The organism is Microvirga sesbaniae (assembly GCF_025460805.1).
GTDB lineage: Bacteria > Pseudomonadota > Alphaproteobacteria > Rhizobiales > Beijerinckiaceae > Microvirga > Microvirga sesbaniae.
Genome location: NZ_JAMXFJ010000001.1, coordinates 526,246 through 544,679, shown reverse-complemented (window position 1 = coordinate 544,679; position 18,434 = coordinate 526,246). Strand labels below are relative to the sequence as shown.

General features: G+C 58.6%; 12 protein-coding genes and 1 pseudogene. 4 read left to right on the top strand and 9 right to left on the bottom strand.

Annotation, left to right across the window (positions count from 1 at the left end; translation table 11 throughout):
- Positions 1-7: 7 nt before the first annotated feature.
- A complete protein-coding gene (locus OCW50_RS02460) occupies positions 8-955 on the bottom strand; it encodes an NAD(P)/FAD-dependent oxidoreductase (RefSeq protein ID WP_262296311.1) in 948 nt (315 codons plus the stop codon).
- Between the two features lie 992 nt (positions 956-1,947).
- Positions 1,948-3,663 (bottom strand): cadherin domain-containing protein, encoded by a 1,716-nt coding sequence (locus OCW50_RS02455; protein WP_262296310.1) that lies wholly within the window; start codon positions 3,661-3,663, stop codon positions 1,948-1,950.
- Between the two features lie 373 nt (positions 3,664-4,036).
- Here OCW50_RS02455 and OCW50_RS02450 point away from each other — a divergent pair, with 373 nt between their 5' ends.
- Together OCW50_RS02450 and OCW50_RS02445 are read left to right on the top strand one after the other, a co-directional pair.
- Positions 4,037-5,218 carry a calcium-binding protein gene (locus OCW50_RS02450; protein WP_262296309.1) on the top strand — a complete coding sequence of 394 codons (1,182 nt, stop codon included), beginning with the start codon at positions 4,037-4,039 and terminating at the stop codon, positions 5,216-5,218.
- A gap of 585 nt (positions 5,219-5,803) precedes the next feature.
- Positions 5,804-6,346, top strand: a complete 543-nt coding sequence (locus tag OCW50_RS02445) for an NUDIX hydrolase (RefSeq protein ID WP_262296308.1) — start codon at positions 5,804-5,806, stop codon at positions 6,344-6,346.
- 54 nt (positions 6,347-6,400) lie between these two features.
- On the opposite strand, the gene rfbA is transcribed toward OCW50_RS02445, so the two are convergent.
- From rfbA to OCW50_RS02425, 4 genes are all read right to left on the bottom strand, one after another.
- Positions 6,401-7,270 carry a glucose-1-phosphate thymidylyltransferase RfbA gene (gene rfbA / locus OCW50_RS02440; protein ID WP_262296353.1) on the bottom strand — a complete coding sequence of 290 codons (870 nt, stop codon included), beginning with the start codon at positions 7,268-7,270 and terminating at the stop codon, positions 6,401-6,403.
- A 76-nt stretch (positions 7,271-7,346) separates the two neighbouring features.
- Positions 7,347-7,904 carry a dTDP-4-dehydrorhamnose 3,5-epimerase gene (gene rfbC / locus OCW50_RS02435; RefSeq protein ID WP_262296307.1) on the bottom strand — a complete coding sequence of 186 codons (558 nt, stop codon included), beginning with the start codon at positions 7,902-7,904 and terminating at the stop codon, positions 7,347-7,349.
- Between the two features lie 59 nt (positions 7,905-7,963).
- Positions 7,964-9,022, bottom strand: coding sequence for a dTDP-glucose 4,6-dehydratase (gene rfbB, locus OCW50_RS02430; protein WP_262296306.1), 1,059 nt, complete (start codon positions 9,020-9,022; stop codon positions 7,964-7,966).
- A gap of 474 nt (positions 9,023-9,496) precedes the next feature.
- Positions 9,497-10,918 (bottom strand): mannose-1-phosphate guanylyltransferase/mannose-6-phosphate isomerase, encoded by a 1,422-nt coding sequence (locus OCW50_RS02425; protein WP_262296305.1) that lies wholly within the window; start codon positions 10,916-10,918, stop codon positions 9,497-9,499.
- 201 nt (positions 10,919-11,119) lie between these two features.
- On the opposite strand from OCW50_RS02425, the gene OCW50_RS02420 reads away from it, so the two are divergent.
- The gene (locus tag OCW50_RS02420) at positions 11,120-12,286 is read left to right on the top strand and encodes a glycosyltransferase family 4 protein (protein ID WP_262296304.1); all 1,167 of its coding nucleotides are present in this window, start codon (positions 11,120-11,122) and stop codon (positions 12,284-12,286) included.
- 145 nt (positions 12,287-12,431) lie between these two features.
- On the opposite strand, the gene OCW50_RS02415 is transcribed toward OCW50_RS02420, so the two are convergent.
- On the bottom strand, positions 12,432-12,791 hold the full coding sequence (locus OCW50_RS02415) for a DUF3450 domain-containing protein (protein ID WP_262296303.1): 360 nt from the start codon (positions 12,789-12,791) through the stop codon (positions 12,432-12,434).
- A 320-nt stretch (positions 12,792-13,111) separates the two neighbouring features.
- The gene (locus tag OCW50_RS02410) at positions 13,112-15,490 is read right to left on the bottom strand and encodes a glycosyltransferase (RefSeq protein ID WP_262296302.1); all 2,379 of its coding nucleotides are present in this window, start codon (positions 15,488-15,490) and stop codon (positions 13,112-13,114) included.
- 434 nt (positions 15,491-15,924) lie between these two features.
- Between OCW50_RS02410 and OCW50_RS02405 the strand changes: the two genes are divergently transcribed.
- Positions 15,925-17,214, top strand: a complete 1,290-nt coding sequence (locus OCW50_RS02405; RefSeq protein ID WP_262296301.1) for an FkbM family methyltransferase — start codon at positions 15,925-15,927, stop codon at positions 17,212-17,214.
- Between the two features lie 83 nt (positions 17,215-17,297).
- Here the strand turns inward: OCW50_RS02405 and OCW50_RS02400 are convergent.
- Positions 17,298-18,110: pseudogene (locus OCW50_RS02400) on the bottom strand (IS5 family transposase).
- Between the last annotated feature and the right edge of the window lie 324 nt (positions 18,111-18,434).

Here is an 18,434-nt window from a genome sequence, read left to right as displayed (position 1 = left end):
GGCCCTGTCACGCCCCTCCCGGCTCGTCCTCCGTCGGCAGCTCGCAGTGATTGTGGATATGGGTCGCGGCGAGCGCCGCATGGCCCATGCCGACGACGATCTGATCGAGACCGCGGACGATGTCGCCGGCGGCGTAGAGCCCCTTGACGCTCGTCTGGCAATGGCTGTCGACCAGGAGGCTGCCGGAGGGATCGTGCTCGGCTCCCAGGGAGATTGCGAGATCCGACCGGTATTTGAGCCCGAGTGCCGAATAGAGCACATCGAACCGGTGCTCCTTGCCGCCCATATGCACGGCGGAGATGCGATCCTCCTCCATGTCCAGGGACTCGACGGGCGTCTCCACGATCTTGATGGCGTGCTCCTCGAGCCGTCCTCGCTGCTCCGGCGTGAGATCGAGCGGCTGACCTAACGTGAGCAGGGTCACGTCGCGGGAATAGGTGCGCGCGATGAAGACCGCCTCCCCTATGCCGTGGGCGCCGTACGCGATGACGGCGATCTTCCGGTCGCGGGACTCGTAGCCGTCGCAGATCGGGCAATAGCGCACGAGCCCCCGCTGGACGGCATTGGGCACATCCGGCAGATCGGGCTCGATGTCGACCGAGCCCGTGGCCAGCACCACGCGCCTGGCCGCAATCTGGTTCATGCCGCCGTCGTTGTCCTCCACGACCGCAATGAAGCGGTCCGGCTGCTTGCGAAGGCCGGTGACCCGACCCGGCTGGATCGTCGGCCCGTATTGCTCCAGATTGGCACGGGCACGGGCCAGGATGTCCCGGCCGGAGATCCCTTCCGCGAAGACAGGAATGTTGTGGCTGGTCGGGATCCAGGCTGCCCGCGGCGTGCCGCTGTCCACCACCATGAACCGCCGCTTGAAGCGGGCGAGATACAACGCGGTCGTCAGACCGGCCGGCCCTCCGCCGACGATCAGGCAATCCAGGATGTCTCCGTTCGATCCCATTCCCGCGTCATCCTCCCGCTCGCATCACCGCAGGCACAACACCTGAGGGCAGAAAAAGATCGAAGGAGATTGGACGGGGCTCAAGTGGCAGGGCCTCTGCGTCACCCCGGAAGCAGCGCGCCGCGCCGCCCGGCGGTTGGGTTCGTTCCGCCAAAACCGGTCCGGTGCAGGAGCCGCCGGTCGTTCACGAGAAGAAATGCTCACGTCCTTTACGTAGCCGGCAAAACAAATGGCCCGTGAACCCAATTCGTGATAGTATGGTGTTGCGAGCATTGTAGATCTATGGGTTACTGGCAGCACAAGCGCGCACGCCGCTGGGAGCCCGGCCAGCCATGTGAGCGCGTGGGCCACGATTCTCGTTGGCCCTGCAGGATCCCTTGCTCCCGCGAACAGATGGATTTGCCTGTCAGTGTTGAGGCGAAACAGCGTCGGCCACAATACCTTGGACGGTGGTTAGGGTTGATCTCGCTCGCACCCGTGCACCTCTGATGAGGGGCAGAAACATCGAGCGATCCAGCCACTCAGGCCATGTCCGTCACTCAATCGTAGGGCCCCCTTCAAGCCGAGGTCCTAATCTTGGATTATCCCCTGCGGCACATGCGTCATCGAAGGCTTGGATCGCAGAGTTGCGTCGTGATACAACGCGGCGCTCATAGCGCTCAAGCTGTGCTCACTGATCCAATTGGCGGACGCGCTGCTGCGCGTTGTGTTTCGTATCGGCTTGGCGCCTCTTGACGCGCTCAACCTCGACTTCGTAAGCCCATTCTGCTGAGAGTTGCGCGAGCTCCATTTCGCGCTGTTGATCACGTTGTCCGGCCCGATACGCCGCGTCCCGCATCCTTTTCGTGAATCTGACGTGGTCCGGTCGATCGGTGTGCACCATCAAAACTCTTTGAGGTCTCTGAGGCATGAGTGAAGCGATCAGGGCTGGCTTTCTTCTCGCATATCTGAACCAGAGCGGATTGCTCTGCATCTGCTCATGAATGCCAATCTCAAATCACGAAGAAGTCTTTTTGTGACATCTTCAGCTTCTTATTGAGCGTCGCAAACTTAATCTGCGACGCTGCGCCAATCCCATCAGGATCGTAATAAAGAATGCCTTTGACCTTATCATAGATGATACGGTCATCGCGATCATGGGCGTTTCCTCCAACCCAGAAAGCATCCTTCTTCAAGGGACCGATCTTGCCTACCTTCGAAAACGCCGATCGTTCTAGGTGTATGCTGTCGTCGACTACGTTGAAATCAACAATCCGATCGTAGTTTGTCTTGCTAGGCTTGGAGCTGAAGACAAATGCGTCTCTACCCCCCGCACCCCATAGGGTATCAACTCCAGCACCTCCGATAATAGTGTCATTGCCACTCCCACCTTCCAGTGAGTCTTTACCGCGCCCTCCGATGATGCGCTGATTGACAGTCGGCGCCACGACTGGCGGATACGGATTACCTTCAATAAGCACATCCGTGACGAAAATCGTGTAAGTCTTCTCAAGATAGAGACCCTTGGGGTCCGTGACCCGAACGGTGACCAGATGAGACTGCGCCTGCTCGAAATCGAGCCTTGTCGGATTTGCAACTACGAGAGTGTTGTTCACGATCTTGAAGCGCCCGCCCGCATCGTCCGTCAATGAGAAGCTCAGATTTGGCGTATCGCCCCAGTTCGGATCGCCAGCCGTCAATGCTCCCACATAAGATCCAGCATCTGATCCTTCCGCGATCCTATTCCAATGAAGTGTCAGCGCTACAGGAGCATCATTCGCGTTCTCGATTACTACAGAGGACGTTGTCACTCGCCCGCCTGCGTCAGCAACGCGGATTTGGACGGTCTTCTCTCCAACGGGCAGATAGCCCGTCTCTATGTTCTGGTACGTCACGGTCCGTAGAACTTCCGTGACCCGCTCAGGCGTCGCATTGCTGTTGAATGAAAATGAGAGGGTCGGAGAGGCTCCGAGAGAGGTATATGTGCCGATTGTGACCCCATCGACGTAAACGGTTCGAATGTAATCACTTGTGCTGTAGGTGACCCGTCCCGAAGCCGTCAGCCGGAGCAACTCCTGCGCACCGAAGCTGTCCTGTAGCGTGACCTGAAGCCCCTGAAGTGCTCCTCGATCATCAGAGATTGTTGCATCGTGTCCGACATCCAGGAACACGGACTGCCCCGCCCGCACGGTCACCCGGTCTCCCGTCAATCCGTCAAGGCGAGCGGCTTCGTTGCTGGTTGTTACGCCTGTGGCATCCGTGACATGGTCAATTCCGCGATCGCGGAGGGCCAATCTCTGTTCATCTGTCAATGTAACGCTACTAAGTAGCAATTTATCATTGTCAGTATTCCAGGCCTCGAACTTCAATGCTTGGCTAAGGTTGTCAGCTTCGATACTTGAAGCATCGGACTGCAGAACGATCCGGTCTATGTCGAGAACAGCCTTGCCTCTTAGATCGATCGTAGAACCGCTGAGATGAAGCCAGTCATATCCGCCACGGCCATCGATGGTTTGAATGCCTGCCAGTTGCGTACCCGAAATATAGATGCTGTCGTTGCTGGCCGTCCCAAAAATCTGCTCGAAGTTTGTGAACCTCGAAACGATAGTGAAATTAAAGAAGCCACCTCCAAGGAGTTGGAAGGTATCCTGACCCAAGCCACCGTCGAAGTCGCCTACGGCAAGTTGATAGTCGTAGACGTCTACAATGTCGTTGCCGTCAGTCGTCATGTTGCGCCCCAACCCGAAACTCAGCCCTAGCATCAAGGCTACTGCCTAACATGAACTCTATATCCCAGCTATCATCTAAGGAAAAGCTTCCTGACGTTCATAACGCCAGCGTTTATTCCACTTCCTCAACAGAAAGACCCGCGAGGCGATAATTTGCCAATGTTATTGCATATTGCTTCTGGAGTGAATCGCAGTGACAAATCAACTCGTCGACCGCGCTAGTCATCGACGCTGCTCGATCAAAGCGACAATGCCGGTTGGCTTGGCCTTACACCCTTGATGCAGAATGGAACGGCAAGGCTATCAACTTTGTTGATGACATTGCCGTCCCTCAGGCGGCCTTAAGATCGCCGAGCTGCTCAAGGAGTTAGTCATGCCCACCGTTATCGCCATCGAAGCCAAGCCCGTCGAGTTCGAGGGTTTAGACAGTGGCTTCCTTCATCTTTACCTTGTGAAAACGGCTACGGATGAGCAAGGTCGTATCATTTCCGAAAAGGTGATCCGAGGCACCGCGGGGTCGGGAGGAGATCTTGAAACGCTGGTCGATGCCGATCTAGCAACTTCGCCCGACCGGAGAGGCTCCGACACTCCCGAAGAAAGGCACCGCGAGGTCCTCGATCTTGGCGCCAGAAACGCCGACGACGTTTGGCAGATCATGGTCCAGCACGCCAACAACATCGAAAAAGCCGATCTAGACTACAGCATTGACATCGTTGGGAGAATTCCAGGCGACGACCTGAACAGCAACTCTGTCGTGGCGTCGGTGCTTCATTCGGTCGGCCTGAACCTGAACACGAGCTTCCCGGACGGCGTCAGCAGGTCGGACGCCCCCCTCTATGGCCAACTCCAGTACATGGACGTGAACGATACGCTGTTCGGAACGGCGCAGGACGACCGAATTCTGGGTGGTGTCGGGAACGACCGGCTCTACGGCCGCGATGGCTTCGATCGCATCTACGGGGAGGACGGCAACGACCGCTTCTATGGCGATAATGGTAACGATGCCCTGTTTGGTGGGAACGGGAACGACAGCCTGAGTGGTGGTTTCGACGATGACGCCCTCAAAGGCGGGAGCGGCGATGACAGCCTGGACGGAGGCGTCGGCAACGATTCTCTGAAGGGCGAAAGCGGCAACGACCGTCTTTACGGCAACCTGGGCGACGACACTCTCAGCGGAGGAAGCGGGAACGACCGCCTTGATGGCCAGGCGGGTGCAGATGTTGTTCACGGCGGCTCGGGACGGGACGCCTTTGTCTACAATACGATTCCGAACAGCCCGACAGAGATTGATACGATCCGGGACTTCTCGGTTGCCGATGATACCTTCTGGTTGAACAACAATGCGTTTGCGGGCTTGGGACAGGACGGGACCCTGAAATCCTCGGCATTTTGGACTGGAACGGAAGCGCATGATGCAACCGACCGGGTCATTTACGACCGCGCCAACGGGCTTCTCTACTACGATCAGGACGGGAACGGCACGGCGGAACAGGTTCTCGTTGCACGGCTGTCTGCAGGACTGAAGATGACCAACCATGACATCCTCGTTATCTAGAAGCAGACCGGAGACCCTCGAAAAGCGATAGCCGTCAGTTCACAGTATCGAGGGAACCAACCTGGAAGGCATCCACCGGCACACTGGGCAACGCGAGTTGGTCGCCCAGTGTACACGTCGGCGTCGCAACTCGCGGATTTAAGCCCTGGCTGGCGCGGGACAGCGGCCGTTCTCGGTCAAGCGCAAGATATCTGAGGCGGGTGCGCCTCGAACTACAACCTCAATGTATCATTGCCTTATCGGCCACCGCGACCTGGGCATCATTGGTGCCCGATCATCGGCGTGTGGTTGATTCACGCAATCATTGGCGTAACAGTGACCTTTCGCTAGAGCATCGGACGGACCCAGAGGGCCGCGTCAGCGAAAAGTGGACCCGGTTTTCGCTGGCGCGGCCCGCTGGGTCCGTTCTGACCGATGCTCTCATTCAAGAAGAAAGCATCGGATGGATCCCAAAAGTGCAAGTCCACTTTTCACGTCCGATGCTTTAGGCAGCCACTTATTCTCCGCCGACGCATCTGCGGTGCCAACCGCGAGGCGATTACGGTTTGGTCGGATATTCCCCTTCGAAGGTCGAGACAAATGCCCTTGCCATGGACGGTCAATCGATCCCGTCACATCTTCCGCGACCGGTGGGTATCGCTTCGTGCGGATGATTGCGTCACCTCGTCGGGCACTGAGATCGCTCCGTTCTACGTCCTTGAATACCCGGACTGGGTTCACGTCGTCGCAATCGACTCAGAGGATCATGTCCTTCTCGTCCAGCAGTACCGACACGGCTACGGTGGTCTCACTCTTGAGCTTCCTGGCGGCGTCCTGGACACCACGGACAGTGACCCAGTGGCTGCGGCCGCTCGTGAACTGATGGAGGAGACGGGCTATGCAGCCGAGACCCTCCGGCTTCTGGCGAGCCTCTCTCCCAACCCTGCGACCCATACGAACCGCGTTCACGTCGTCCTAGGACACCCTGTTCGGTTTATAAAGCCCGCCACACCGGAGGCGAGCGAGGATATCGCCCTCGTCCGCGTCCCTGCGGCTGAGGCGGCCGCAATGGCTCTCCGAGGAGAGCTGACTCACGCCCAGCACACAGGGCTATTGATGATCGGCCTGAAGGCCGCCGGCCATCTCTAGTTGGGGCACCCTCACATGATCGATGGCCCGTCCTTTGAAAGGCCGATGATTGGATCAGGCCTGCTCGGCAATGCGCATCAGGTATTGACCATAGCTGCTCTTTGACAGCTCCTTCGCCAGCTGTAGCAGGTGGTCCCGGCCGATCCACCCGAGATTGAATGCAATCTCCTCCGGACAGGCAATGCGAAACCCTTGACGCTTTTCGAGCGCACGGACGAACTCCGCGGCTTCCACCAGAGAGTCCGGCGTTCCAGTGTCGAGCCAGGCAAAGCCGCGCCCCATGCGCTGCACATGAAGCTGCCCCTGCTCGAGATAGGCGCGATTGACGTCGGTGATCTCAAGTTCGCCGCGGGGCGAAGGCTTGAGCCGCGCCGCGATGTCGACGACCTGTGCGTCGTAGAAGTAAAGCCCCGTCACGGCCCAGCTGGATTTCGGATTCGCGGGCTTCTCTTCGATGGAAATAGCCCGCCCATCGTGGTTGAACTCGACGACCCCGTACCGCTCCGGATCGGTCACGTGGTAGGCGAAGACCGACGCGCCTGTGCTCTGGCGCCGAGCAGCCTCCATGAGATCGGCGAGGCCGTGCCCGTAATAAACGTTGTCGCCCAGAATCAGGACCGACGGTCCCCCTGCGACGAATTCGGCACCAATGATATAGGCCTGCGCGAGACCCTCCGGCTTGGGCTGCTCTGCATAGGAGAGTTTGATGCCCCAGCGCTCACCGCTCCCCAGGAGCTGTTTGAACTTCGGCAAGTCATCGGGGGTGGAAATGATCAGAATATCCTTCACGCCCGCCAGCATCAGCGTGGTGAGCGGATAGTAGATCATCGGCTTGTCGTAGATCGGCAGAAGCTGCTTCGACGTGACATAGGTCATCGGATGCAGACGGGTGCCGGATCCGCCGGCCAGAATGATGCCCTTCATCACTTGATCTCCTGGGCGCGGTTTTCACCAAAAAGGCGTTGGATGCAGATTCGACCGGCGCGCACTGAATGCGTCATCATGGGAAATAGACGGGAAGCTCGTTCAACCGCGGATGGTTCTTGTCCTTGTCGGATAAGACCGCCCGGGATGGCTCAACAGGCCATTCGATCCCGAGTGAGGGATCGTTCCAGGCGAGCCCATGATCATGCGCTGAGGAGTAGTGCGCCGTCACCTTGTAGGAGACCTCAGTATTGGGCTCGAGGGTGCAGAAGCCATGAGCGAAGCCGACAGGCACCAGGAGCTGCAGCCGGTTCTCGGCACTCAGCTCGACCGCCACATGGCGGCCGAAGGTCGGAGACGAGTGCCTGAGATCGACCACGACGTCGAGGATACGACCACGGGCCGCGCGCACGAGCTTTGCCTGAGCAAAAGGCGCGCTCTGGAAATGCAGACCTCTGATGGTGCCGCTCCCGGTCGACAGGGAAAAGTTATCCTGGACGAACTCGTCGAGAATGCCGGCCGCGGCGAAGGCCTTTCGATTGTAGGTCTCGACGAAATAGCCGCGTGGATCGGCAAAGACCTTAGTCCTGATGATCTTCACGTCGGGCAGCGCAGTCGGCTCAACTTCTATCACGATCGATGTTCTCGCACCTTGAAGGACAGGGATGGAGCGCCGTCAGGATGACGGCTAGGCTAGGCAACCACTCCAAGCCGCTCGCCCTGGTAAATACCGGAGCGCACGCGCTCCCACCACTCCTGATTGGACAGATACCACTCGACGGTCTTGCGAAGGCCGGATTCGAAGGTCTCGGTCGGGCGCCAGCCGAGATCGCGCTCGATCTTGGAGGCATCGATGGCGTAGCGCAGGTCGTGGCCGGGCCGGTCGGCGACATAGGTGATCAGCTTTTCGCGCGGGCCAATGGCGGCGTTCGGCGCCAGCTCGTCAACGAGAGCGCAGATGGCATGGACCACATCGATGTTTCGGCGCTCGTTGTGTCCGCCGATGGCATAGGTCTCGCCGGGTCGTCCCTGCTCTGCCACGAGGATGAGCGCTCTCGCGTGATCGTCGACGTAGAGCCAGTCGCGGATGTTATCGCCCTTGCCATAGACCGGCAGCGGCTTGCCCTGCAGGGCGTTGAGGATGATCAGCGGAATCAGCTTCTCGGGGAAGTGGTAAGGCCCGTAGTTGTTGGAGCAGTTCGTCACCACGGTCGGCAGGCCGTAGGTATGGTGCCAGGCGCGCACGAAATGGTCGGAGGCAGCCTTCGAGGCCGAATACGGCGAACTTGGCTGATAGGGATACTCCTCATGGAAGAACCCTTCGCGGCCGAGCGAACCGAAGACCTCGTCGGTCGAGATGTGATGGAAGCGGAACGCCGCCTGGCGCTCAGGGGAAAGCCGCCGCCAGTAGCCGAGAGCCGCCTGGAGAAGGCTGTAGGTCCCCACCACGTTTGTCTGGAGGAACTCGCCCGGTCCATCGATCGACCGGTCCACGTGGCTCTCCGCCGCCAGGTGCATGACCACGTCGGGAGCGTAGCTCTGGATGATCGAGCGCACCCGTTCGGCGTCGGCGACATCGGCCCGCTCGAAGGCGTAGCGCGGGCTGTTGGCGACGGGCTTCAGGGAATCAAGGTTTCCGGCATAGGTGAGCTTGTCGACCACGAGCACCTGATGGGCGGTGTCGCGAATGAGGGTGCGGACAACCGCCGATCCGATGAACCCGGCTCCGCCGGTCACGAGAAATCGTTTCATGGTACCCCTTGGCTGCCTATTGTCCGCCGGTCGTCCGAACGGCCGCCGCCCCGGCGAAGGCTGCCTGCTTATCACACGATGCAATCATTTCTTCAATGCAATGTCTCAAATTCGCCTTGGTGACCAGAGGGAGAGCTTAGGATTTACGCTCGGTCATCACGAAAAGCTTGAGCGATTCTGGCAAGTCTCTGGCAGTAACGCTTGTGCGTTTGCGCGAGCGGCCAAGCGAGTGAGCCGCCTCCCTGCCTACACCCCGTTCAGGTGGGAGTCGGGGTCGAGGGCTCCGGACCCGGTGACACTTCCGACCCCAGCGACACTTCACCGCGGAGTGCAGGCACCCCTATGGTGCCTCCGGGACCTCTCGCCGCAACCCTCTTATCAAGGAGGTCGGATGCGCTCCCACCCAAGGAAAAGGCCACCTCCAATGGGAGGAAGCGGCCTGGATACCTGTTCGATCCCTTCGGACGGCCTCTGCTACCGTCCGTAGATGTCGTCGACCCGGACGATGTCGTCCTCGCCCGTATAGCTGCCCACCTGCACCTCAATGAGCTCAAGCGGGATACGGCCCGGATTGGTCAGTCGATGAATCGAGCCGATCGGGATGTAGACGGACTCGTTCTCGTGCAGCACGACCACGTCCTGGTTCACCGTTACCTCGGCGGTTCCGCGAACCACGACCCAGTGCTCCGCACGATGGTAATGCTTCTGCAGGGACAGGCGCCCGCCGGGCTTGACCATGATGCGCTTGACCTGGAACCGCGAGCCCTGGTCAATCCGTTGGTACCAGCCCCAGGGACGATACATTCTCAGGTGCTCGGTCGCTTCGGGGCGCTGCTTTGCCCGCATCGATACGACGAGGTCCTTCACCAGTTCGGAGCGGCTGCGGGAGGTGACGAGCACCGCATCGGGTTTGGCCACCACGACCACATCGTCGAGGCCAACGACGGTCGTGAGAATTTCATCGCTGTGAATCAGGCTGTTGTGAGCCTCGACAACCTCGACATTTCCGCGCAGCGCATTGCCCGCCTCATCCCGCTCCGACGCATCCCAGAGTGATCCCCAGGACCCGATGTCGGACCACCGGAATGAGACCGGAAGCACACCAGCCCTTTCGGTGCGCTCCATCACGGCGTAGTCGATCGAGGTCTTCGGGGCGAGCTTGAACGCATCTTCATGAAGGCGGATGAAGTCGAGATCGGAGGTCGCGCGCTCGAGGGCATCCCTGGCGGCCTCCAGGATGCCGGGCTGAAACTTCTCGAGTTCCTCGATCATGACATCGGCGCGGAACAGGAAATTACCACTGTTCCAGAGGTACCCCTGATTGATGTATCCCTGCGCCGTCTCACTGTCCGGCTTTTCGACGAATTGCTCGACCCGGAAGGCATCGGTGCCTTTGATCGGCTTACCGGGCTTGATGTAGCCGTAGCTGGTCGCCGGATACTGAGGCACGACCCCGAGGGTCATGATATGGCCCTGGCGAGCCGGCTCGACGCCTGCCAGGCAGGCGGCAGCGAAAGCTGCCGGATCGTCGATGACGTGGTCCGCCGCAATGACCAAGATGATCGTGTCCGGGGCGTGCCGGGCCGCGTGGCATGCCGCAACGGCAATCGCAGCAGCCGAATCCCGCTGGATCGGTTCCAGGATGATGTCTGCTGCCGTACCGATCTGGGCCAACTGCTCGGCGACGATGAAGCGGACTTCGTTGCTTGAGATGATAGCCGGACGCAGGAACACGCCCGGGGCCGTCACGCGCTGGACGGCGGTCTGGAAGGTGGAGCTGTCCCCGAGAAGGTTGATGAACTGCTTGGGCATGCTGTCCCGGGAGGCCGGCCACAGGCGCGTCCCCGAGCCGCCGCACATGATCACTGGTAGGATTTGGTTGCTACCCTCGCCCATGGCTGTTCCTTACTTCTCCCGCGCGTCCCCCGCGTCCTAAACAGCCGGCGCGCCGGCGTCAACTCGGCAGATACGACGTTGCGTGAATCGATCGCGACGGAAGCGCCCCTTTGATTTTCCGCTGGCGCAGGCGGTCCTTTCGTGGGACTGACCGGGCTGAAGGAGCGACGCTCCGCCGAAACCACGTGCATTTGGTCCTAAATGTCAACGGCCGTCGAGAAGTCCTATGCCAAGCCTGCTGTGCCCTCGGCCCGTCCGAAGGCGGTTCTCCTCTATTGGGGACGACGTGGAGGCGGCTCGGACGTCACGCTTTTCCTAGCTCGACACCTGGCCGGAGCTGCAGAACCGGTGGACGTCGCGCTGTCCCTGTCGAGTCAGAACAGCGATATGACCGCCTTCAGGGCAACCCGTCTTCCGATCGTGATTTTCGATCGCCCTCGCCTCTCGACCCTGTGGCGGGACGCGTGGCTCCTCCCGGGCCGCTTCCGTCGCCATGCGGAGGCGCTCGCGGGCTTGCGGCCTTCGGCCGTGATCGTGACCATGAACGCGCCGTTCGCCTGGCCGTTCACCCGGCTGCTTCAGCGGCGGGGTCTCAAGGTTGTCTATGTTGCCCACGATGCCGAGCCCCATCCGGGCGACTATGCCGCAACTTGGCAGCGCTGGACTCAGGATCTGCTCATCAAGAGTGCCGACCAGATCGTGGCCCTGTCGACCAGCGTCGCAGAGAGAGTGGTAGAGCGAATTCCGGTCGCTGGCCGGAAAACGACGGTCATCCCCCTTGAGACGATTTACCCGACGCAACGGCCGAAGGCCGTTCGGGCGCGGTCGCTGCATGACCCTGTTCACCTCCTCTTCTACGGGCGCTTGCTACCATACAAGGGGCTGTCCCTTCTCGCCCGAGCGCTGGAGCCAATCCGGCAGAACCCGACTTGGCGCCTGACGGTGGCAGGCTCCGGCCCGCTCGAAGCAGAGGTCAGGAAAGCCTTTGCCGACTGGCCGCAGGTCGACCTGCGGCTGGGCTGGGTCAGCCATGAGAAAACGGCCGAGCTCTTCTCCACTCACGATTTGTTGCTCTGCCCCTATGTCGAAGCCAGCCAGTCAGGCGTCATCGCCCAAGCCCTTTCCTGGGGACTGCCCAGCTTGGTTATGCCGACCGGGGCACTCCCGGAGCAGATTGGCTTCGGGCAAGCCGGTCGGGTGGCGGAAACGACGGATCCCAGCGGTTATCACCAAGCTCTAGCGGAAATTCTGCATCACCCCGACCTTCTTGCCGAGCTCTCGCGCGGCGCTTCAGCCCTCTTGGCAGAGCGGCAGGCCGATAGAAGCTGGATCGATCTGGTCGCGGCAGCGGGCATGGACCGGGCGTAGCCCTCGCCTCAGTCTGACGGTTCAACAATCCCTCGGCCAAGTGGGTCACAACGGCAACCACCCGAAAACGGCCGCTGACTGCCCGCGGCTCCACTCCCATAAGCCCCGTTCCTGTGAGGCGAGATCGTCTTCTCGGCCAACTCGTTTAGCTGCGCAGAAGACGCTGAATCCTAGCGCCGAGATAGCGATAGCCGCGGGTGAGACGCCATGACCGCGATTCTAGCATCTCACTGAGGAGACGTTCCTTCGCTCGCAAGCGGTCGATCTCTCTGTCGGAAACACCATTGTCGCGAGCATCGTAACTCTCGCCGAGCCGGCGATTGAGGTCGAAAAGCTGCTGCTGCTGCCGCTCCACCGACGCTTGAAGACGGCTTACTTCAAAGCGCAAATCATCATTCTCAAGGCGAAGCTTCTCGTAATCTGCGGCTAAATCGGCTGCATTTTTTTCACTAGAGCGTCGAATCGCCGTTTCGACAAGAGATGTTTTCGGATCCTTCGTAGACATTTCGTAGTTACCTCAAGAGCGCTCGCAAGGATTACATCTCACCTAGCGCAAATTGTCAGGTTCTGCACTTTGAAGATCAAATGAGATCACGATATGAGCTCCTATCGCACTTCTCAAGTTATCATCGGAGCTCCATTGCCGCGCAAACATCTCTTCCAACTCTCTGAAATGCACGCTTCTCGTCGTTAATACTATCAGCCTGTGCGCCATTATGGCGGACAAGAAAGGATGTCTGCCTCGAAGTCAATCAGTGTATCCCACATCAGCATGTCAAGGATTCGTGCTGATGCCCCCACCTCATGGAATGCCCTAGGGCAGATCTAAAACAGACCGAGCTGCGTCAGGCGCTGCCGCTGGAGAGCGCCAACGCGCTCGACGCCGTAGCTCTGCCTGAGATATTGCTTGGCATAGGCGGCCTTCTTTTCAGCCTCCTGACAGTTGGCTACGACGAGGCGCATCTGCCATGCAGCATGGCCAATGTCCGGATCCGCCCAAACTTGGTTCTGCCAGAAAGGATACTGTCCGTCCTGCAGAGCAATGAGTTTGTAATCAACGGGATACCCTGTGCGTGGGGTCACGAGTTCCGTTGTTGCCGAGTAATCAGTTGCGATCACCGGCTTTCCCAGCGCCATTGCTTCCGCCACCAGGAGGCCGAGGCCTTCACTGCGATGCAGCGAGATCACAGCGTCGGACGCATTGATGAGGCTTAGCGTCTCATCCCGGCTGAGCGTCCTGTCGATCATGATGACATCGGGATCGTCTTTGAACTCGTCGCGCAATGCCGCAAGTCTGTCATGGGCCAGAGCGCCGTTGATCGACTTCAGGACCAATGCGACGTCCGAACGATGATGGCGCCGACGGAACGCCTCCTTGAAGGCCTGCACCGCCGCTCGAGGGTTTTTCCGCTCGACGAAGGACAGGAAATCAAATGAGAAAAAGAAGATGAACTTATCCTCAGGCAACGAGAAGTAACTGCGTGGAAGCGGAGTGAAGGCGGGCAAAGTCAGCGAGATCGGCATTCGAATAACGGGCCTGACCAGCTTTTTCACCAGCGCGGCTTGGATGAACCGCGTGGGCGCCCAGACTTCGTCGGCCGATTCCATGGCATTGATCCAAGCGTCGGGGAACACAGACAGCTCCCAGAACGGGATGGCGATGCGGTATGCATCCTTCTGGGTAACCGGTTGGATGCTCTCCATCACCAGCGGAAGCTGATCCGCATTGATATTGAATATCTGCACCCGGCCATCGACACTGTCGGAAAAAAGCGGGGCGCAGCGTTCGTCGTTTCGGGGCGACGCAACGTTCAAAGCAATGTCATACCCCCGTGCTTTCACGTTAGCAGCTGTTAAGGCCTCCAGGGTCAATCGTCCTGCCTCTCCCACGCCGCTTGCGGTCCGGAGATACCCCACCACACTGACGTCTGGCCGGGTATCAGGATGATTCCGACGAACGAGTGTGTCCGGCAGGTGCGGCGTCCGCCGGCCAGCACGCTCCGCCACTGGCTCGATCAGCCGAGGGTCGAGTCCTAAGTCGGTGCCGTGATTGACGTACCAGACAATGAATCGTTCGACATCGGAGGAATTCTGGATGTCAAATGTGGACCGGAGGTACGGCTCCGAGGCCCAAAGATACCTCATGAAATTGGTCACGCAGAACAGCTTCGTGTTCCCATCCGCCTGAGGCGAAGGCAGATGGAGATATTCTTCGTAGTTCTCGAATGGATCGCCCGCCCATGTCGGGTGCGTCTCCCGGAACATGCGGCGCACAATGTCGGGAATAGGCGCGCCAGACACGAACTTCCCATAGGCATAGGCGCCGTTGGGGATCGTCCCATAACCGTTTTCCAGCAGCTGCCTGGCATAGTGATCGAGGATGCTGAGTAGAGCGGCTGGCTGTTCGCCTCGAAACAACGGGGTATGCTTCGAGAGAATGTTGGGCGTCTTGGGATTGAATCCGCTGAAGTGGAAAAAGCCCAGCGGCTCGCCGTCGACGGTCCAACCACTCTCGACCCGGTCAAGGTGCCGCTGCGCTAGATTCCAGTAGGCTATATTGGTCGTCGGACTGCGCAGGATTGCAACATTCGAAACGAAGCCAGGAACAAGATCCATAAACTTCTGGTCGACGAAAATTCCGGCGCTTTGATCATTGATACATTGGTAGCGTAGACGTCGTGACCACCACCGAATAACGCGCTCTGTTTCCTCGCTCCTGCCTGCTCCGAGAAAGCCTAGGTTATAGATGCCCGCCCGCATGATCGTGATGTCGTCAGGCGGTACTTCGCCTTCGTTCGGCATCGTGAGGTGCGGCGTGAAGACAAACCGCGCCCCCCCATCGAGGGCGTCCAAAACTCTGTCGAGGCGACTGAAGACTTCGATGTCCGGATCGAAGTAGATGACATGATCATAGCCACGGTCGAAAAGATAGCTGAACATATAGGGCTTGACGGCCGTATTGAACTCCATCACGTCGTAGCGAAAGGCGAATGCTTTGAAATCAGGAATACCGAGGTCGTGACTTGGCACAATACCGCAATCGGCAGGATAAGACATCACCTCGGGCAGAAATTCATCTGCCAAGCAGACGAACGCATCCATATCCGGGTGATATTTCCGAGCAGAATCCACCAGTACCCTGGCATGGGGCATGTAATTATTTGAACAAATTGTGAAGAATGCACGTTTGACTTGAGAGACCATGATTTTTTCTATATGAGATGACGCCGGAGAGCGATACCCACAAGCAGACCTCTCCTTTGCAAGGGAATAACTTGCGTGATGAACCTGGTCAAGGTGCAATGGCCTGCTCGATATTGCGCTGCCATAACGTTGCAAAATTGCCAATCGTGGAAAACCGGTTTAAATCGAATGCGGAGTGAATGGCATGCGCCAACACTGACATCCATCAGTTAAGGTGCAACCATCCTTCCTTAGGGTTTTGGTACCGGTTGGAGCACCAGCAACGATCAGTTCTCAATCAGTATTGGATTGAGGGCATCAACGTCAGTAACTGTGTGAGATGTTTCCGTTGTGCAAATCTCATAAAGGCTCGTGTTGAAGGCGCTGGGATCAGAGGCCCTGCAACGACCTTTTAGACAATGCACTTGGGAGAGGGGCAGGAGGCCTCAAAGGGTATGGAGAAGAATAGCAGACAACCGTCGGTCAGTGAGATCCTGAGATCACGGATAGAGATGACGGTAAGCTGCCGAGACAGTGATCCCATTCCGAAGGTCGCAAATGCCGGCTCGGTCGTGGATGAAAACGGTCGCAGCGTTCAGATTATGCACAATGGCGTGCGTGTAAAAGCAGGAGGATACTACGGAGACTGGCAGGCCGAGATCATCCAGCGGCTGAAGGGGCATCATGAACCGCAGGAGGAATTAGTCTTCCACGAAATGCTCAAGCACATCCCGCCGAAAGCAACGATGCTTGAGCTCGGCGGCTTCTGGTCATATTACTCCTTGTGGTTCTTGAGCGAAGCGCCCGAAGGTCGAAGATCGATCGTGGTCGAACCGGATCCTCAGAATATGGAGGTCGGCAAGACCAATGCGGCAATCAATGACCGTCAAATTGAGTTCGTGCAGGCATTTGTAGGCGAGTCCTCAACGGAACCTCAGCCCTTTGAGGCCGAAGCTTCTGGAACTGTTCTCATACCACAGGTCTCAGTACCGGACCTGCTCGCAGCTCGCGGCATCGAGCACCTCGACATCCTTCATTGCGATACTCAGGGCGCAGAAACGGCTGTCATCCGTTCGTGCGAAGATTTGATGCGCGGGAAGCGTATTCGATTTGTCTTCTTTTCAACCCACGCGCATCAAATCAGCGGTGATCCCCTGACACACCAACGCTGCCTTGAGATGTTAAAGGACTTCGGCGGTCAAATCTTGGCCGAACACGATGTCCATGAGAGCTTTAGCGGAGACGGTTTGATTGCTGCTTATTTCGGGGCTGATCCGATTGATTGGCCACAACTGAGGCTAAGTTACAACCGCTATTCGTCCAGCCTTTTTCCAAACCCGCTTTACGACCTGAAGGAAGCACAAACTCGTATTCTCTCGCTTGAGGAAGCTAACCTCTCACTTGAGGAAGCAAATCGGCAACAAGAACAGCTTCTCTCGTCACAAGTTCGTGAACGCGATGAGCACATTTATCACCTCAAGGATGAGATTAAAGTGTTCGAGACTAAGGTCCATGCGCTCGAGAATAAGATTCAAGCGCTTGAGACGGAATTTGCGTTGTGCCAGAAACACTTATCTGCCACAGAGCAAGCTTTGCGCGCAGCCCTCAGTGATGCACAACAGGCGAATTCCGAGTGGAGCGCGGCTAGTGCTGCGAATGCCGCACTCTTGGCATCAACATCTTGGAGGATCACGGCGCCAATACGAGCTTTCGCCAGGATTGTGAAGCGTTCGGCATTGAGGTAAAAGCGTGGCGCTGCTCTTTCTTTGCCGCGCACCACACCTCAAACGGTACTCTGGACGATATTGCTTGGAGTCCGTTCCATCAATCATGAGATCTGTCCCAAGCAGCGGACGAGGAATATGACGGAAGCGGCGTAGAGGAACGCGCGGGCTGACGTGAGCGTCGCGTCAGGATCTTTCCAGAGCCTCCGGTTGCGGCTGATCCACGCGGAGAATCGTTCAACAACCCAGCGGCGTGGGGCCACCGCAAAGCCAACCTGGTCGGGTGGCTTTCTGACGATCTCGATGCGGATTGAGGTGGTCTGGGTAGGAGCTTCGCCAGCATTGCCGCTGTCGGCGAACGCTGTAGCGATAAACGGGAATGCGCGCCGCGACAGGCGCAGAACCACTCCGGCCTCGTCCCGGTCCTGGAGGTCAGCGCGTTGGGGCTCCAGGATCAGACCGCGTCCGTCGGTGTCGACCATGACCTGGCGCTTGCGGCCTTTCACCTCCTTGCCCGCATTATAGCCTCTCCGACCGCCGCAATCGGCGGTCGTCACGCTTTTGCTGTCGAGCACGGCAGCGGTGGGCAAGGCCTCCCGGCCGACCCGCTCGCGATCGGCCATGACCAGCACGTGGTTGATGGTCTCGAACAAGCCCGCGTCCCGCCTCCGGCTGTGCCAGCGAAAGACCGTGCTCTTGAGCGGTAGGTCCGAAGGCAACAGCCGCCAGGCGATCCCGCCGCGCAACACGTAGAAGATGCCGTTGAGGATTTCACGGGCCGGCCAGCGCCGGCGTCATCCGCGGGCGAGCGGCTCAGGCATAAGCGGCTCGGTCGGCGCCCATGCGGCATCAGTCAAATCGGTTTCGTATCGCAAGCCGTCGCGGCTATACTGCCGCCGGGTGGTCGGGGTCCACATTGCGGTTCCAGGTCAGGCTTCACCATCTTCCTGGAATCATAAGGGATCTCGGCCACTGAACTCGTTTTGGGACGGGCTCTAAGGCGATTACGTCATCAGCACATCACCTACCTGTTCCTCCCGGAATCCTTGCCCTCTGGAGAGGAAAATATACCTTTACTTTCATTGCAACTTGCCTAATGCACTATCTTTTGGCCTCCATTCCAGTGGCACAACTTAATTCCCCGGTTGCGATGAACAACGGACCTGAAGCCGGTAGCACTCGGTCTCGTGCGGGATACTGCAATGCGCAGCCAGACATGACAACTTACGCGCGTAGCGTCA

Excerpts from the sequence above, each read along its gene's own strand:
- OCW50_RS02460 (WP_262296311.1), bottom strand. The coding sequence starts at position 955 with ATGGGATCGAACGGAGACATCCTGGATTGCCTGATCGTCGGCGGAGGG.
- OCW50_RS02405 (WP_262296301.1), top strand. The coding sequence starts at position 15,925 with ATGGAGAAGAATAGCAGACAACCGTCGGTCAGTGAGATCCTGAGATCA.
- OCW50_RS02420 (WP_262296304.1), top strand. The coding sequence starts at position 11,120 with ATGTCAACGGCCGTCGAGAAGTCCTATGCCAAGCCTGCTGTGCCCTCG.
- OCW50_RS02425 (WP_262296305.1), bottom strand. The coding sequence starts at position 10,918 with ATGGGCGAGGGTAGCAACCAAATCCTACCAGTGATCATGTGCGGCGGC.
- OCW50_RS02450 (WP_262296309.1), top strand. The coding sequence starts at position 4,037 with ATGCCCACCGTTATCGCCATCGAAGCCAAGCCCGTCGAGTTCGAGGGT.
- rfbA (WP_262296353.1), bottom strand. The coding sequence starts at position 7,270 with ATGAAGGGCATCATTCTGGCCGGCGGATCCGGCACCCGTCTGCATCCG.
- OCW50_RS02410 (WP_262296302.1), bottom strand. The coding sequence starts at position 15,490 with ATGGTCTCTCAAGTCAAACGTGCATTCTTCACAATTTGTTCAAATAAT.
- OCW50_RS02415 (WP_262296303.1), bottom strand. The coding sequence starts at position 12,791 with ATGTCTACGAAGGATCCGAAAACATCTCTTGTCGAAACGGCGATTCGA.
- OCW50_RS02455 (WP_262296310.1), bottom strand. The coding sequence starts at position 3,663 with ATGACGACTGACGGCAACGACATTGTAGACGTCTACGACTATCAACTT.
- rfbB (WP_262296306.1), bottom strand. The coding sequence starts at position 9,022 with ATGAAACGATTTCTCGTGACCGGCGGAGCCGGGTTCATCGGATCGGCG.